Origin of the sequence: Corynebacterium sp. HMSC036E10 (assembly GCF_001836265.1) — a bacterium.
Classification (GTDB): domain Bacteria; phylum Actinomycetota; class Actinomycetes; order Mycobacteriales; family Mycobacteriaceae; genus Corynebacterium; species Corynebacterium coyleae.
Genome location: NZ_KV827977.1, coordinates 479,452 through 495,797, shown reverse-complemented (window position 1 = coordinate 495,797; position 16,346 = coordinate 479,452). Strand labels below are relative to the sequence as shown.

At 62.0% G+C, this 16,346-nt stretch carries 15 protein-coding genes; 3 read left to right on the top strand and 12 right to left on the bottom strand.

Annotation, left to right across the window (positions count from 1 at the left end; all coding sequences use genetic code 11):
* Position 1: 1 nt before the first annotated feature.
* Positions 2–526, top strand: coding sequence for an NUDIX hydrolase (locus HMPREF2736_RS06260; RefSeq protein ID WP_070829125.1), 525 nt, complete (start codon positions 2–4; stop codon positions 524–526).
* The gene (locus HMPREF2736_RS06255; RefSeq protein WP_070829124.1) at positions 523–1,086 is read left to right on the top strand and encodes a glycoside hydrolase family 25 protein; all 564 of its coding nucleotides are present in this window, start codon (positions 523–525) and stop codon (positions 1,084–1,086) included. The genes HMPREF2736_RS06260 and HMPREF2736_RS06255 overlap by 4 nt, the downstream gene beginning before the upstream one ends.
* Here the strand turns inward: HMPREF2736_RS06255 and HMPREF2736_RS06250 are convergent.
* The 4 genes from HMPREF2736_RS06250 to glnA form a co-directional block, all read right to left on the bottom strand.
* Positions 1,083–2,069, bottom strand: coding sequence for a TDT family transporter (locus HMPREF2736_RS06250; protein WP_083322992.1), 987 nt, complete (start codon positions 2,067–2,069; stop codon positions 1,083–1,085). The genes HMPREF2736_RS06255 and HMPREF2736_RS06250 overlap by 4 nt on opposite strands.
* Positions 2,069–3,271, bottom strand: coding sequence for an AAA family ATPase (locus HMPREF2736_RS06245; protein WP_083322991.1), 1,203 nt, complete (start codon positions 3,269–3,271; stop codon positions 2,069–2,071). Before HMPREF2736_RS06245 ends, HMPREF2736_RS06250 begins: the two co-directional genes overlap by 1 nt.
* 134 nt (positions 3,272–3,405) lie before the next feature.
* Positions 3,406–3,936 carry a VIT1/CCC1 transporter family protein gene (locus tag HMPREF2736_RS06240; protein WP_210399450.1) on the bottom strand — a complete coding sequence of 177 codons (531 nt, stop codon included), beginning with the start codon at positions 3,934–3,936 and terminating at the stop codon, positions 3,406–3,408.
* A 214-nt stretch (positions 3,937–4,150) separates the two neighbouring features.
* Positions 4,151–5,617 carry a type I glutamate--ammonia ligase gene (gene glnA, locus HMPREF2736_RS06235; protein ID WP_371326164.1) on the bottom strand — a complete coding sequence of 489 codons (1,467 nt, stop codon included), beginning with the start codon at positions 5,615–5,617 and terminating at the stop codon, positions 4,151–4,153.
* Positions 5,618–5,662: 45 nt separating this feature from the next.
* On the opposite strand from glnA, the gene HMPREF2736_RS06230 reads away from it, so the two are divergent.
* Positions 5,663–6,142 (top strand): RDD family protein, encoded by a 480-nt coding sequence (locus tag HMPREF2736_RS06230; protein ID WP_070771549.1) that lies wholly within the window; start codon positions 5,663–5,665, stop codon positions 6,140–6,142.
* Between the two features lie 28 nt (positions 6,143–6,170).
* Here HMPREF2736_RS06230 and HMPREF2736_RS06225 read toward each other — a convergent pair whose 3' ends face one another.
* The 8 genes from HMPREF2736_RS06225 to sucB form a co-directional block, all read right to left on the bottom strand.
* Entirely contained in the window at positions 6,171–6,962 is a 792-nt protein-coding gene (locus HMPREF2736_RS06225) for a DUF4191 domain-containing protein (protein ID WP_070450834.1), read from the bottom strand.
* Between the two features lie 43 nt (positions 6,963–7,005).
* Complete coding sequence (gene lipA, locus HMPREF2736_RS06220; RefSeq protein WP_070570133.1) at positions 7,006–8,049, bottom strand: lipoyl synthase; 1,044 nt, start codon at positions 8,047–8,049, stop codon at positions 7,006–7,008.
* Between the two features lie 5 nt (positions 8,050–8,054).
* Entirely contained in the window at positions 8,055–8,840 is a 786-nt protein-coding gene (gene lipB, locus HMPREF2736_RS06215) for a lipoyl(octanoyl) transferase LipB (protein WP_070614604.1), read from the bottom strand.
* Between the two features lie 33 nt (positions 8,841–8,873).
* Positions 8,874–9,260, bottom strand: coding sequence for a glycine cleavage system protein GcvH (gene gcvH / locus HMPREF2736_RS06210; RefSeq protein WP_070422154.1), 387 nt, complete (start codon positions 9,258–9,260; stop codon positions 8,874–8,876).
* A 2-nt stretch (positions 9,261–9,262) separates the two neighbouring features.
* Positions 9,263–10,348: a glycine cleavage system aminomethyltransferase GcvT gene (gcvT, locus tag HMPREF2736_RS06205; RefSeq protein ID WP_070829123.1), complete on the bottom strand. Its 1,086-nt coding sequence runs from the start codon at positions 10,346–10,348 to the stop codon at positions 9,263–9,265.
* A gap of 17 nt (positions 10,349–10,365) precedes the next feature.
* Positions 10,366–13,218: an aminomethyl-transferring glycine dehydrogenase gene (gcvP, locus tag HMPREF2736_RS06200; protein WP_070829122.1), complete on the bottom strand. Its 2,853-nt coding sequence runs from the start codon at positions 13,216–13,218 to the stop codon at positions 10,366–10,368.
* Positions 13,219–13,317: 99 nt separating this feature from the next.
* Positions 13,318–15,018 carry a dihydroxyacetone kinase family protein gene (locus tag HMPREF2736_RS06195; protein ID WP_246822072.1) on the bottom strand — a complete coding sequence of 567 codons (1,701 nt, stop codon included), beginning with the start codon at positions 15,016–15,018 and terminating at the stop codon, positions 13,318–13,320.
* A 73-nt stretch (positions 15,019–15,091) separates the two neighbouring features.
* Positions 15,092–16,346, bottom strand: a 1,255-nt coding sequence (gene sucB, locus HMPREF2736_RS12665) for a 2-oxoglutarate dehydrogenase, E2 component, dihydrolipoamide succinyltransferase (RefSeq protein WP_246822070.1), incomplete at its 5' end; no start/stop codon positions are given.

Genomic DNA, 16,346 nt, shown 5'->3' with positions numbered 1-16,346 from the left:
CATGCCTATCCCGGAGTTCATTGTGGAAACCCGTAAAAAGATCGGCACCGACCTGATGTGGGTGCCCAGCGTGTGCGCGGTGGTGTTGCGCGATTCAGCGGACACCTCCGACTGGGCGGTGCCGGACGTGCTGCTCGTGCGCCGCGCCGACAATGGGAACTGGACCCCGGTGACCGGCATCGCGGACCCGGGCGAGGAGCCTCACATGGCCGCGGTGCGCGAAGTGCTCGAGGAGACCGGTGTGGAAGTCGAGCCGGCGGCAATCCTCGGCGTTGGCGTGGTTGGCCCGGTCACGCACGACAACGGGGATAAGGCGACGTACATGTCGGTGCAGATTCGTTGCGAGGCTACAGACCCCACCGCCGTGCCCATCGTCGGTGACGACGAGTCGGTCGAGGTCGGCTGGTTCCCGATTTCCAACATGCCGGTGACCGACCCGAAGTGGCGCCTGACCATCGCTGATGCCGCAGCGCAGCGCCGCCACCCAGGCAGCTTTACCCCGCGCATGGGGCTGAAGAAGCGGTGAGATTCGGCGTCGACGTCTCCGAATACCAACGAGGCTTCGACTTCACCGGCTTCGACTTCGCCATCATCCGCACCACGGACGGCACCTACCGCGACCCGTGTTTTGAGCAATTGCTTCTCGACGCCACCGCCGCCGGCTGCGACACCTCCACCTACCACTTTCTCCGCTCCCCCTCAGAGGGCACGACGATCGAGCAGCAGGTGGAGGTGGCGTGTGAGGTGCTCGTCGATACGCAATTGCCCATGTGGCTCGACGTGGAGTCACCCGCGGGGCTTACGCTCGACGACGTCCACGCCGCCGCCGAGTATTTCACCGAAGCAGGCGTGGAAATTGCCGGGGTTTACACCATCGCCTGGTACTGGCGCCGGCACATGGGGCTGGCCAGCCCTGCACAGTTTGGGGAACTGTGGCTCGCGCACTGGGGCGACAACACCGTGACGGACCCGGCGCAGTTGGGGAAGTGGCCGCGCCCGCTCGGGTTCCCGGAACCCGCGGTGTGGCAGTTCACCTCCCGCGGGCGCGTTGGCGGGATCGAGGTCGACCTCAACGTGGCGCGCTAGGCCGCCATCTGGGGCGCAGCCTTCGAGGTCTGGGGCGTCTGCGTCGACTGCGAGTTGTTGTCCCGGCGACCTTCGATAACCCAACTGATGAACCTGCTCGAGCACACCGTCCAGTGTGCGAGCAGCAGGAACGGAATTGCCAAGGCAACGGCGTCCAGCCACTGCGATCCGTTGACCAAGGCAACTTGGTGGCCGCCCATGCTCACCGTGCCCGGCGGGAAGGTGCACGACCACCAGGCGGGGGAGTACTGCGTCCAGCGTGCAACGTTGGGGTAGAAGGTGACCATGGCGTAGATGGCCAGCGGGATGGACAGCATAAGCGCCACGTAGCCGTAGTGGACCGAGAAGTAGCCGGGGTAGAGGATCTGCAACGCGGTAGTGGATTGGCCGATCACGCCGAGCGGCACCCATGCGGTCGCAGAGTTCGGGCCCGACAGATCAACCTCACCGTGCCAGGCAGCCCAGTAGACGCGCATGAACACCGGCACTGCGGTCAGCAGTGACATGAAGAAAAACACTGTGCCCATGACGTGGTAGATCTGCCCGTAGTCGCGGGCCAGCCAGCCGGCCACAGACGCGGAGATCATCGGGCCGACAAGCGGCAGCCCCCACGTAAACCGTGGTTTTCCTTCGAATCGCGTGAGTTGGATCGCCCAGGTCAAGGTGGTGACGGGCGCGCCGATCCAAAAGCCGACCAGGCGGTACACCGGCACATCCGTCAACCCAGACAGTGCGGCGCCGAGCGCGAGGATTCCGATGAAGAACATCGACCATTCCGCCATTGAGGTGCGTTTGAAGCTCGGCTGGCGGTATGTGACAAAGCCAACCACTAATACAACGAGGATTGCGGAGGCGATCGCTGCGAAGATGCTCGCGCCAAGCATCATGTTCTTTTCGACGAGCAGTCGCGACACGATCGACGTACCCATGAGGCTGCCGCCCCATGCGGGGCCGGCCGGAGGAAGTTGGCGGAGCTTGTTCATCACCCCATGTATGGTAATCCCTTTTGTTGTACCTGGCCATTCGGCAGTTCGGGATACTCATCCTCTGGCACGCGCAGGATGTCGGCGACAACGTGGTCTCGCAGGTATTCGCGCAGGTAGGGTAGTGAGAAATCGGCTGTTCCGCGCTCGTTGGTGATCATATCGGCTTCGTACAGGCGACGCCGGTAGTTATATGCCTGCTGATCGCTGACTTCGAGACGGCGAGCGATATCCGTGATCTTCGATGGACCCTCGTCAAGTGACATTGCGGCGAGAAACCTGCGGTCTTCAGATGAAAGGTCATTCAGCGCAGGTTCGTGCACAAGTTGGCCAAGCTTTTTGCGCGCCCGCGTTATCGCTTTCTCTGTGGCTTCTCTGCCGATTGCGGTGCTGCCTTCGAAGCGCCACGCAAAATTGCCGATGAGTTGAATCATGAACGGGTATCCGCCGGTAGCGTGTACTGCCTCATTCAACGCATCCTGATCCCAGCAGTATCCAGCCTTCACTACCGGAACTTCGAGGCCTGCACGTACCTCAGTATCCGTCAGCCGTCCAAGGTCCACCCGGTTTGCTCGCCGGAGGAACGTGATTGGGTTTCGTCCTTCGTCGCTGGCAAGAAGGGGGCGAATTGAACTGGGGATGCCCGCTAAGACAACTGCAATGTTGCGATTCTCGCGGACCAAATGCTGGATGGCGGTCGCAAACTCAACAATCTCTTCGTGGTGGACGTGATGGAGTTCGTCCACCGTTACGAGCAGACCACCCGACGACTTATTGAATTGCTGCAAGTCTGCAAGTTGGTCCAAAACAGCAGTGAGCATCGCGCGCAAGGAGGCGGGGCCAGCCGCATCGGACACTTCACGCTTAAGGCGTAGGGTACTTGGGCCAATCTGCCACGAAGTCTTCGTGGACTGATCTTTGTGGAGAAAACCCGCCAATTGCTCTTTAAGGCTGGAAACAAAACCCTCGGTTGCGGTTTCGGAAAAAGCTTTCCAACCCGCGTGAGCGGCAACATCTTCCAGCTCGTTCAAAAGTGCAGTTTTGCCGATCCCTCGGGCGCCGACGAGCAGAGAAATGCGCTCGTGGGCGCCGGGGCCTTCCTCGATGGCAAGGCTAAAATCTTCGATAACTTCATCGCGGCCAACAAGCAACGGGGGACTGCTCCCCAGTGAAGCGCGAAAAGGGTTGAGTGCGGGATCCATGAAACGAACTCTACCGATGTTATGTGAAGTTATGTGGTTTGTGTGGAGTTGTGTACTTTGTGTGGAGTTGTGTGGTTTGGGTGTTTTCCCACGTCAAACGGATACGATCCAAATCGCTACCGCCACTCTGGACACTAAAGTGCAGCGGCGCCGAAGAGCGAACCCACCGCAAAAGTCATCGCTAGGCCGAGTGTTCCACCGACGACGATGCGCAGAACCGGGCGGAGCACCGGGGAATCGCCAAGCTTTGCCGACAGTGCGCCGGTGAGTGCAAGCGCAACGAGCGTCACAGCGAAGATCGACACAATGCGGACGGACTCCGGCGCCAGTATCGCGGTCACAAATGGCAGCACCGCACCCAAGATGAACGACAGGAACGACGCGATACCGGCTGACCATGGATTGACCTGCTGGTGCTTCGCAAAGCCCATGGAGCGCTCCGAGTCGCGTTGCGACGACACCGAGACGTATTCGCCAAGCGCCATCGACACAGCACCACCAACGACGGCGGCCAAACCGGACATGGCAATCGTCGTCTGGTTCGCGGTCGCGCCCGCTACCCCCACGACGACAGCCGCCGTGGAGACAATGCCGTCGTTCGCGCCAAGGACGGCCGCGCGGAGGCGGTTGAGCCGCTCGCTGGTGCCGGGCTCAACGTGCTGCATCGGGTGCAGGTCGTGCACTACCGGGCAGTCGGCGGAGCAGTCATTGGGGCGTGCCATCAGATCAGTCATAGCGCCCACTATGAACCCATTGTTTTGCCTGCGCAAGCATGTATAGCCTGACCTTCCGCAGGTCAGGCTATACAAAGTTATCTAAGGCTTAGCGGAGAACCACTGCCTATTTCAGCCACCGTCGAGCCGCTGTTTTGCCTCTGATTTAGCAGTCGAAGTACATCTCGAATTCCTGCGGCGTTGGGCGCAGGCGCACCGGGGTGATCTCGTTGTCGTACTTCAGCTTGATGTAGGTCTGAATGAGATCCTCGGTGAACACGTCGCCCTCGGTGAGGAAGTCATGGTCAGCCTCAAGCGCCTGCAGGGCAGCCTCAAGCGAGGTCGGTGCCTGCGGGATGTCCTTGGCCTCTTCTGGTGGCAGTTCGTAGAGGTCCTTGTCCACCGGGGCGTGCGGCTCGATGCGGTTCTTGATGCCGTCGATACCTGCCATGAGCATGGCTGCGAAGCCGAGGTAGGGGTTGCCCGACGGGTCCGGTGCGCGGAATTCGATGCGCTTCGCCTTCGGGTTCGCACCCGTGATCGGGATGCGGATGGCAGCGGAACGGTTGCGCTGGGAGTACACCAGGTTGATCGGGGCCTCGAAGCCCGGCACTAGGCGGTGGTAGGAGTTCAGCGTCGGGTTGGTGAAGGCGAGTACGGCACCTGCGTGCTCGAGCAGGCCGCCGATGTACCAGCGGGCGATGTCGGACAGGCCGCCGTAGCCGGACTCGTCGTAAAACAGCGGCTCGCCGTCCTTCCAGAGGGACTGGTGGGCGTGCATGCCCGAACCGTTGTCACCAGCGAGCGGCTTCGGCATGAACGTGACGGTCTTACCGAACTGGGTGGCAGTGTTCTTGATGATGTACTTGAAGTCCTGCAGGTCATCCGCCGCATGTAGCAGGGTGTTGAAGCGGTAGTTGATCTCCTGCTGGCCGCCGTTGCCCACCTCGCGGTGGAAACGCTCGATCTCAAAACCGGATTCAGCCAGGTTGCGCACCATCGCGTCGCGCACCTCGACGGTCTTGTCGTGCGGCGGGACGGGGAAGTAGCCACCCTTCACACGGTTCTTGTAGCCCAGGTTTGGGCCGCCATCGACATCAGCCTCGGCACCACGGTTCCACCAGCCTTCTTCCGCGTCGATCTCGTAGAACGCAGTATGGGCGTCCACCTCGTAGCGGATGGAGTCAAACAGGTAGAACTCGGCCTCGGCGCCGATCGAGCAGGTGTCTGCGATGCCGGTGGAGCGCAGGTACTCCTCGGCCTTCTTGGCTACGTTGCGCGGGTCGCGCGAGAACGGTTCGTGGGTGAACGGGTCGTTGACAAAAAACTTCACGTTTAGCGTCTTCGAGCCACGGAACTGGTCGAGCTTCGCGGTGGCCAGGTCCGGCATGAGCGTCATGTCGGACTCTTCGATCGTGGTGAAGCCGCGGATGGAGGAGCCGTCGAAAGCGAGGCCCTCTTCCATCACGTCTTCGTCGAACATGGAGGCCGGGATGGAGAAGTGGTGTTCGATGCCGGGCACGTCGGTGAAGCGCACGTCAACGAATTCCACCCCCTCGTCGACAATGAACTTTTTAACGTCTTCGATGTTGTCGAAGGACACGGGCGGTACTCCTCGTCGGTCGGCTGTCATAAGCGGTTACAAGTGTAGACCTGTACACCGCTAGGCTCATAGAGTATGGCTGCTAATCGACGACCTGACTGGCGCAACGGCCCAGAAATCCCTAATCAATTCAACGGCGAGGACCATCTGCCGTCCTATCCGGGGGAGTTCCTCGGCATGCCGGAGAAAGGTGCCGGCTCGCAAGCATCGGTGGCGCGACGCATGGGCGGGGTGCTCATCGACTGGACAATCTGCGCGATCGCCGCATCCCTGATCACCCAGAACACCTCAGCGTTGGGGGACAAGTACACGCTGACCTACCTGCTGTGGATCGTGCTGGGAATCCTGGGAGGCTGGTTGTTCGCCCGCACCCCAGGTATGGCTGCGCTCGGCATGGGGGTGGCGCGTGTAGACAAAGAGGCGCCGGTGGGACTGTGGCGCGCAGCGTTGCGCACCGTCCTCACCGGCTTCGTGTTGCCCGCAGCGCTTGTCGACGCCGACGGGCGCGGCATGCATGACCGCGCCACCACCACAACAGTGATCCGCTCCAGGTAGCGAGCGGATCATAGGGGGGATTCGGGGGTTACTTTCCGCCCTTGCGCTCTTGCATACGGCGCATCTTGCGGTTCATACCCGCCATGTTCTGTGCCTGCTTTGGCAGTGGACCACCCGGCAGGCCCGGCATCTGGCCGTTGCGTGCGCGTGAATCCATTGCGTCCAACTTCGCTGCGAGGTTGTATACCTCGTTCTTCTGGTAGTTCTTCGGCAGCTTCAGCAGGTGCTTCTGCAGATCGCGAGTGCGCACCTGGTCTTCGCCTTCACCGACATACACCTCGTAGATCGGTACACCAGCCAGCAGACGGTCGACGCGCTTGTGCTCCTTGGACATCAGGGTCTTCAAACGGTTCGGGTTACCCTCGCCGACCAGGACCACACCCGGGTTGCCCACTACGCGGTGGACGGTGTCCATGGAAGTATTCGCCTGCACGCCGGTCTTAGTCAGCCACACGATGCCCATCGTGTTGCGCATGTTCTCCAGTGTCCAGCCGGCAGCGCCTGGGGTGTCGCCGACCTCTTCGTACATGGAGCGCTCCAGGCGACGGGAGAAGACAAACATTGCCAGCACGGCACCCAGAACGAGGCCGAAGACGAGCCAGAGCCACTTCATGCCCCACCACAGGCCGAGGAGGAAGAATAGCAACCCGACGCCGAGCACACAGGCCAGCATGATCGGGATAAGCGCCTTGTCGCGCTTACGCTGAATATTAAACGCCTGGACGATTTGCCCGCGCGTTGCCTTGCTCTTCGCGCGCTTCGCCGCGCGCTGTTCCTGTTTCGCAGCCTTTGCGGCTGCCTTGTCCTGCGTCTTAGCCATGGCCAATACTGTATGCCACAGCTAAGACGCGGGCCAAAGACCCCTAGCGGGTCTCTACAGGGTGGTCCTCAGACGCGCCGTACTTCTTCAGCAGCGACGAGGCTTCCTGCGCGGTCTCACCCTGAGACGTTTCCGCGAGGTGCTTCAGGTTCTCCGGCAGTTCGAGCCCACGGTGCTTCATTGCTTCCACGTAGAGCTTGCCTGCACGGTAGGAGGAGCGGACCAGCGGGCCGGACATGACAGCGCCGAAGCCCATCTCGTAAGCAGCGTCGCGGTACTCGATGAACTCTTCCGGCTTCACCCAACGGTCGATCGGGTGGTAGGTCGGGCCTGGGCGCAAGTACTGCGTAATGGTGATGATGTCGCAGCCGGCATCAACGAGGTCGTTGAGTGCCTCCAGGACCTCTTCACGGGTCTCACCCATGCCGAGGATGAGGTTGGACTTGGTGATCAAACCGAAGTCACGTGCCTGGCGGATAACGTCCAGAGATCGCTCGTAACGGAATGCCGGACGGATGCGCTTGAAGATGCGCGGGACAGTCTCCAGGTTGTGGGCGAAGACCTCAGGGCGTGCTTCGAACACTTCCTGGAGCAGATCCGGCTTGCCGGAGAAGTCCGGAGTGAGGTTCTCTACGCCGGTGTGCGGGTTGAGCTCGTGGATCTTGCGGACGACCTCTGCGTATAGCCAAGCACCCTCGTCTTCGAGGTCGTCGCGGGTCACACCGGTGATGGTGGAGTAGTTCAGGTTGAGGCTCTTGACCTCTTCTGCCACGCGACGCGGTTCGTCGCGGTCCAACGGATCCGGTTTGCCGGAGGCGATGTCACAGAAATCGCAACGGCGCGAGCAACGCGATCCGCCGATGAGGAACGTTGCCTCACGCGATTCCCAGCACTCGTGAATATTGGGGCAGCCGGCTTCCTGGCACACGGTGTGCAGCCCCGCTCCCTTGACCTTTTGCTTCATGTCCTCGTATTCGGGACCGGTCTTTACAGAGTTGCGGATCCAGCGTGGTTTCTTCTCAATTGGTGTCTGCGAGTTGCGCGCCTCAACGCGCAGCAGCTTGCGTCCTTCTGGTGCTACAGTCACGCCCCCTACCGTACATGTTTTGTCAAACCCTTCGACGGGTCCGGCCGAGTGGCAAACGTATGGTCCGCAACCACCAGTTCACCAGCCAAAGCTCGCTTGAGTTCGTGCACGACAGGGCCAGCCATATCGGCAGGCGTGATGTCGCGTCCGAGTTCGAGCGACATGGTGGTCACGTCGGCGTCGTCGATACCGCAGGCGACGATGTGTTCGTAGTGTTCGAGGGTGTTGTCGCAGTTCAGGCTCAGCCCGTGCATGGTCACGCCACGGGTGATACGGATGCCAAGTGCTGCGATCTTGCGCTCACGTGTCGAGGCCTCAGGGGAGGCCGCCTTAGTTTCAGCGGGTACCCAGACGCCCGAGCGGCCGTCGATACGCCCTGCGGTGGTCACCCCGGCTGCCCGCACGGTTTGAATGAGGGCTTCTTCGAGGCGGCGCACATAATCGACGACGTCTACCGGCTCGGCCAACTTAATAATCGGGTACACCACGAGTTGGCCTTCGCCGTGCCAGGTGATGCGACCGCCACGGTCCACCGTCACAACCGGGACGGGGTAGGAAGCATCCGGCATATCCTCCGGCTGGGTGCGCTTGCCGGCAGTGAACGTGGAGGGGTGCTCCAACACTAGGATGGTGTCGCCCACCTCATCCTTGGCGCGCTGCGCGGCAATCTCGGCCTGAAGATCCCAGGCCTGCTGATAATCCACGAGCCCCAGCTCGCGCACGTCAATGGGCGAGTCTGAGGCTCGGATGGACTTCTCGGCGGGGAAAAACGGGTCACGTGGCGCAGTCATGCACCCAACCCTAGTCCCCGGCAGAGATGTGTACTACACGCCGTTAGCGGCGCCGTACTCGTCGGCGGTCATGAGCGGGCCGACCTCTTCGACCTCAACCTCGTAGAGCCAGCCTTCGCCGTACGGGTCGTTGTTGATGGCCTCATACGCGCCGTCGATGTCCTCGTTGACAGCGGTGACCGTGCCGGTGACCGGGGAGTACAGATCAGAGACCGACTTGGTGGACTCGATCTCACCGCAGGTTTCGCCTGCGGTGACGGTGTCGCCGACCTGCGGCAGTTCCGCGAACACAACCTCACCGAGGCGGTCAGCAGCGACGTGGGTGATGCCCACGCGTACGGTCTGGCCAACGGCGGTGTCCGGGGTGGCGTTGATCCACTCGTGGTCCTCGGAGTAGTAGAAATCCTGCTTCAGAGCCATGATTATGCGTCCTCTCGGGTGTAAAACGGGGTTGCTGCAATAGTAAACGGGTAGCGGCGTCCGCGGATATCAATTTCCACTTCGGTGCCCACTTCCGTGTGTGCCGGATCCACATGTGCGAGTGCCACCGGGTAGCCCAGCGTCGGCGACGGCTGGCCAGAGGTGACCACGCCGATCTTGGCCTCAGTGCCAGCCAGGTACACGTCGGATCCCTGGCGTGCGGCACGGCGCTGCTCAGACGTCAGACCAGCGATAACAACGCTCGGCTCGCGACCAGTGAGCGCCTGCTTACCGACGAAGTCCGCCTCCTTCTTTGCAAACGCCCGGCCCATCCCGGCCTCCACCGGGGTGATGTCAACGGTCAGTTCGTTGCCGTACAACGGCATGGATGCCTCGAGGCGCAGCGAGTCACGTGCAGCCAAACCACACGGGGTGCCAGCGTCGATGACGGCGTCCCACACGGCAACGGTGTCTTCGGCCGCGCAGAACAGTTCGAAGCCGTCTTCACCGGTGTAACCGGTGCGAGCGACAAACACGTCGATTGTCGCTTGGTTCGAGCGAAGCGAGAACCAAGCGCCGGAGTAGTACTCAAGGGCGCCAGCATCGCCGTCCAAAAGTGGGGTGAGCACCTCGAGGGAGCGCGGACCCTGGACGGCAACCAGGCCGGTGGCTTCGGAGTCGTTGCGCAGCTCGACGTCGAAGTCGCCCTTGCGTGCCTCGAACGCCGCCCACACGGCTGCGGTGTTGCCAGCATTGGGCACAACCATGAAGTGGTCGTCGTCGAAGCGGTAGGTGATCAAGTCGTCGAGGATGCCGCCGTTTTCATCGACAATCATCGAATACTTCGCCTTGCCCACCTTCAGGATGGACATGTTGGAGATCAACGCGTAGTCCAAAAACGCTGCAGCGTCGGGGCCCTTGACGTCAATTTCGCCCATGTGGGACAGGTCGAAAATGCCAACGTCGTTGCGCACCGCGCGGTGCTCTTCCAACTCGGAGGCGTACTTCAGCGGCATGGTCCAGCCACCGAAGTCGGTAAAGGAGGCGTTGAGCGCCTCGTGCTTAGCAAACAGGGGAGTCTGTGGCATGGGTGTTCTCCTTACTCCTAGTTGTCGGTGCCGTTAGTGTCGTCAGTGATGTCGAAGGCCTCCGGCGGCGGGCATGCGCACTGGAGGTTGCGGTCGCCGAATGCTTCGTCAACACGACGCACTGGCGGGAAGTACTTCTGGTGGACGAGGCGATCCACCGGGTAGGCGGCCTGCTCACGGGTGAACTCGTACGGCCACTCGTCGCGGGCCACACTGTGCGCGGTGTACGGCGCGTTGTGGACCACGGAGTTTTCGTACTCGATCTTGCCGTCAATGATCTCCTGGATCTCCGCACGGATGGAGCGCATTGCCTCGATGAAGCGGTCGATCTCAGCCAGGTCCTCGGACTCGGTCGGCTCCACCATGAGCGTGCCCGCAACCGGGAATGCCAGGGTAGGGGCGTGGAAGCCGTAGTCCACCAGACGCTTGGCCACATCGGCGGCGGTCACACCGGACTGATCGGTGAGTTCGCGCAGGTCCAGGATGCACTCGTGGCCGACAAGCCCGTTGTTGCCGGTGTAGAGGACCGGGAAGGAGTCGTTGAGTTCGTTCGCAATGTAGTTCGCGTTCAGCACCGCGTGCGCCGTGGCACTGCGCAGTCCTTCCGCACCGGACATGGCGATGTACGACCAGGAAATCGGCAGCACACCAGCCGAGCCAAACAGGGTGGAGGCCACCGGCACGCCAGCCGAGCCGTCGATCTCCGCAGCGGCCTGCTCTAGCGGCACGTTCGGGTTGGACGGCAAGAACGGGATGAGGTGCTCGGCCACACCGATCGGGCCAACGCCCGGGCCACCGCCACCGTGCGGGATGGTGAACGTCTTGTGCAGGTTCAGGTGAGACACGTCGCCGCCGAAGTCACCCGGGCGGGAGATGCCGGTCAGGGCGTTCATGTTCGCGCCGTCGATGTAGACCTGGCCGCCGGCCGCATGCACCTTGTCACAGACCACGCGCACGTCCTCCTCGTACACGCCGTGCGTGGAGGGGTAGGTGAGCATGATGGCTGCGACGTGGCCTTCGTGCTTGGCCAACTTTTCGTCCAAGTCGTTGATGTCGATGGAGCCATCGTCCGCAGTCTTGACGACGACCACCCGCAGGTTCGCAAGCGTCGCCGACGCCGCGTTCGTACCGTGCGCCGACGCCGGAATCAGGCAGATGTCACGCTCGGTATCGCCGTTGGCCACGTGGTAGCGACGGATCGCCAACAAGCCTGCCAACTCGCCATTCGCGCCGGAGTTCGGTTGGACGGACACCTCGGCGTAGCCGGTGATTTCGACCAGCCAGGAGCGGATTTCGTCGATAAGTTCGCGCCATCCCTCGGTGTACTCGTCCGTGGTGAAGGGGTGCACGTTGGCAAAATCAGGCCAGGTAATCGCCTCAAGGCCCGCGGTCGGGTTGAGCTTCATCGTGCAGGAACCCAGCGGGATCATCGTGCGGTCCAGCGCCAGGTCCTTATCACCAAGTTCACGGATGTAGCGCATCATCTGGGTCTCAGAGTGGATGCGGTTAAACGTCTCGTGGGTGAGGAACTCGGTCTTGCGCACAAGTGCCGCAGGGATACGAGACTCGCCGGTCGCAGCCTCAGCGCCGAAGCCGGCCAGCAGCGCCGAAACATCCGCATCCGTGGTGTCCTCGCCGAAGGACACGCCGACAGTCTTGTCGTCGATCGCGCGAACGAGGTAGCCTGCCTGCGCAAACTTATCGACGACACCACGCGCCCCCTCAACTTCCACCGCAACAGTGTCGAAGAACTCGGCGTGCTTGACCTTCACGCCAGCCTTCTCAAGAGCGGCAGCAAAATCCGTCGCGCGCTGGTGGATCGTGCCGGCGATCTCCGTCAGCCCGTCCGGGCCGTGGTAGACCGCGTACATCGACGCGGTGACCGCAAGCAGTGCCTGAGCGGTACAGATGTTGGACGTCGCACGCTCACGACGAATGTGCTGCTCACGCGTCTGCAACGCCAGGCGGTATGCGGGGTAGCCCTCCGCATCCTTGGACACGCCAACGAGGCGGCCTGGCATCTGACGCTGCAACTTCTCACGCACAGCCATGTAGGCGGCGTGCGGGCCACCGTAGAACAGCGGCACACCAAGACGCTGCGTGGTGCCGATTGCGATATCCGCACCGAACTCACCAGGGGACTCCAACAGCGTCAGCGCAAGAATGTCCGCGTCAACCGCAACCAGGCCACCACGCTCGTGGATCGCCTCGATCACCGGACGCGGATCCGCAACGTCGCCCTCGGTACCCGGGTAGGCAAACACCGCGCCCACCAGGTCCTCGCCGACAACACCCTCGGTGAGGTCAACAACCTCAACCTCAAGATCAATCGCACGGGCGCGCTCTGCAGCCACGTTGATCACCTGCGGATGCAAACGAGCATCCAACAGCACACGGCGACCCTTCTTCACCACACGAGCCATCAGGCCAACTGCTTCCGCGGCGGCTGAGGCTTCGTCGAGAAGCGAAGCGTTCGCAATATCCAAACCAGTCAGATCCTGCACCATGGTCTGGAAATTCAGCAGCGCCTCCAGGCGCCCCTGAGAAATCTCCGGCTGATACGGGGTATACGCGGTGTACCAGCCAGCATCCTCCACCACACCACGACGAATCACCGGTGGCGTGAGAGTCGAGTTAAAGCCCTGGCCATAGAACGCGCGCAAGACCTTGTTCTTGCCAGCCAACTCACGCAGTCGAGCCTGAGCCTCGTATTCCGTAAGCGCATCCGGCAGATCAAGCGGCTGCTCAGCCAGGATCCCGCCTGGCACCGCTGCAGCAATCAGCGCATCGATACTTTCGTAACCCAGCGCGTCCAGCAATTGCTGCTGTTCATCCTGGTTTGGGCCAATATGACGGGAAATGTAATCCAACTGAAGGCTCCTTATCTCGGGGCGTACGAGCACGCCCAAGCATAGCGGGCAAACACGTCCGTGACACCCACCAATAAGACAAAGCGGTCTACCAGGGTTTTAGAACTCCCTCACGTCCGCTGCACCAAACAACCACGTCACCGCAATCGCGCCGGGATCCGGCACGTCCTTTGCGCTTTCTACCAGGTAGGAGGCCCGGCCCTTCTTCGCCTGCATGCCGCGGGTGGACTGTGCGCCCTCAACTGCGGCGGTGAACACTTGCTCCAGGACGTCGTCCACAGTCGCGGCACCGCCGAGTGCTTCGGCGGCTCTTGCCGCGGGCGCGAGGGCGTCGATAAGTGTGTTGTCGCCCTCCTTCGCACCGCCAAGTTCGGTGATGGCCGCCACACCGTCTCGCAGGCCCTCAGCCAGTGCTGTTCCGAATGCCTGGCCGTCCGCGTCCCGCGAATCCACATTGGCGCGCTCAAACACGTCAGCCATCTCGCGGAAGAACGTGCCCAGCACCGCCCCCGACGTACCACCCGCGCGAACCAACATCCGATGGGCGAAGAAGTTCAGCACCTCGGAATCATTGCCCCGAATCGGGGTAGTCATATCACCGAAGGCCGCCTCCATGTTCTGGCCGAAGTCGCCGTCGCCTGCCTCGCGGTCTAGCGCCGTCAGGTCGTCGTAGGCAGCTGCGAGGCGATCCACAAAGGCCGAAAGCCACACGTTTTCCCCACCGTTATCGGGCTGTTGCTCGTCATCCGTCATGGTGGCGTCCGCATACTGTGGGTCACGCACCAGATCAGGCCACGCTGGTGCCTGGGTTTCCGCGTCGAGCAAGTCGATGAGTTCATCGTCGAGTGCTGTCACCGTCAGCGAAATACCAGCCATGTTCAACGACGTCACCAACGACCCACGCATTCCGCGACGCACCGTCACACCACGGTCCGACAGCTGTTTGAGCGCCTCGCCGAACACCAGGTCTAACTCCAGCTCGCTTGTGCCACCCAGGCCGTTGACAAAGAGCATGGCATCACCCACCGCAACACCACTGTCCTTGAGCGAGGCCAGCACCGCATCGAGTAACTCCTCAACCAGCGCCTGCGCGGACGGCTTCGACCCCGCCTGATCACGACGCTCCACACCCGGCTCACCGTGAATACCAACACCGACCTCAATCTGGCCCTCCTCCAGATCAAACGTCGCACGGTCGCTGGTCGGGGAGTGGCCAGGCTGCAGCGCCACTGCCATGCTTCGCGACTGATCCGCCGCCCGCTGCGCAACCTTCGCAACTGCGTCGAGGTCGTCGCCACGAGCCGCTGCAGCGCCCGCAATCTTCTCGACGATCACCGTCGCCCCCGTACCCCGCCTCCCCGGCGAGTCATCGTTGTCAATCTCGGTTGCCACATCGTCAGCCACCAACACCTGCTTCACCTCCGCATCGGCGTGGTTGCCCGCAACGGTGAAGTTCATGACATCGCCCGTGTAGTTCTTCACCACATGCACAACACCACGGCCACGATCTGCCCACTCCGTTGCCGCGCCAATCTGCACCGCGTTCGGGGACGTAAACAGCAGCCCCGGGCAAGCCGCGTCCAGCATCCCCTCGCCGACGAACCCGGCGTGCATCGGCTCGTGACCCGACCCGCCGCCGGAGATGACGGCGACGCGGGCAGGGGAGTCGTCGTCACGCAAAAGCCCCACGAACCCCTCGTTGTGCCACTCCGCAAAAGGATGCGCGGCCACAAGGCCGCCGAGTGCCTCGCGCATGAAATATTCAGTGTTGTTGCGGAAAGATTTGAATGTGCCTGTCATGCGCGCCAGTGTAAACATAAAAAGAAGGCCCGGCACTGACATAAATCAGTGCCGGGCCTTGCCCTGCTAGAGGCTAGATATCGAGGTCAGCCTCGAAGTCACCCTCCTCGATGCGGTCCTTGATGGTCGTGACGAAACGACCAGCGTCCGCACCGTCGATCAGCTGGTGATCGTAGGTGAACGGCAGGTAGCACATCTGACGGATCGCGATGGAGTCAATGCCATCCTCGGTCACGATGACCGGGCGCTTCTCAATCGCAGCCGTACCCAGAATGCCAGCCTGCGGCGGGGTCAGCACCGGAGTATCCAGCAGCGCACCCTCGGAACCAATGTTGGTCACCGTGAAGGTTGCGCCAGACAGGTCGTCCGGACGCAGCTTCTTGTTGCGTGCGCGCTCGGCCAGGTCGGTGATCGCCTTCGCAATCTCCGCAAGGTTCTTCTTCTGCGCCTGCTTGATCACCGGCACCAACAGACCCATCGGGGTATCAACAGCGATACCGATGTTGACGTCCTCGTGGTAGGTGATCTCCTTCGCATCCGCGTCGTAGGAAGCGTTCACGTTCGGGTGGGACACAAGCGCCTCTGCCGTGGCCTTGATGAAGAAGGCCAGGTACGTGATGTTTGCGCCATGCTTCTCGACGAACGCCGGCTTCACCTTCTTGCGCAGCTCCGCCACACGGGTGACGTCGACTTCCTGCACGTGGGTGAGCTGAGCGGTGGTCTGCAGCGACTCGACCATCTTCGCAGCCGTGATCTCGCGGATGCGGTTCACGCGCTGAGTGGTGCCGATGAGCTCTGCCTTCGCCGGATCCACAGACTTGGTGGACCAGTTCGCGCGCTCGCCCTTCGGCTGCTCCGTCTGCTCCTTCGTCGCAGACGAGGAAGCAGATGCACCCTCAGCCTTGCCGCCCTCGGCAGCAGCCAGAACATCCTGCTTACGGATGCGGCCACCAACACCGGTGCCCTCAACCGTGTTCAGATCAACGCCGTGCTTCTCAGCCAGCTTGCGCACCAGCGGGGTGACGTACGGGACGTTGTCGCCGTTGTTCACCTTCGCGGAAGCGTTCTTGGACTCGGTGGAAGCAGCCTTCGGAGCCTCCTGCTTCGGCTCTTCCTTCGGCTCCGGCTTCTTCTCTTCAGCCTTCTCCTCGGCCTTTTCTTCAGCCTCTTCGACCTCGTCCTCGGCCTCGTCGGCGGAGTCGTCGGAAGCAGCAGCGGCGTCAGCGTCGCCGATGATCACGATCACGTCGCCCACCTCAACGGTGTCGTCCTCTTCAGCGAGGATCTCGATGATGGTGCCAGCAACCGGGGACGGGATTTCGGTGTCG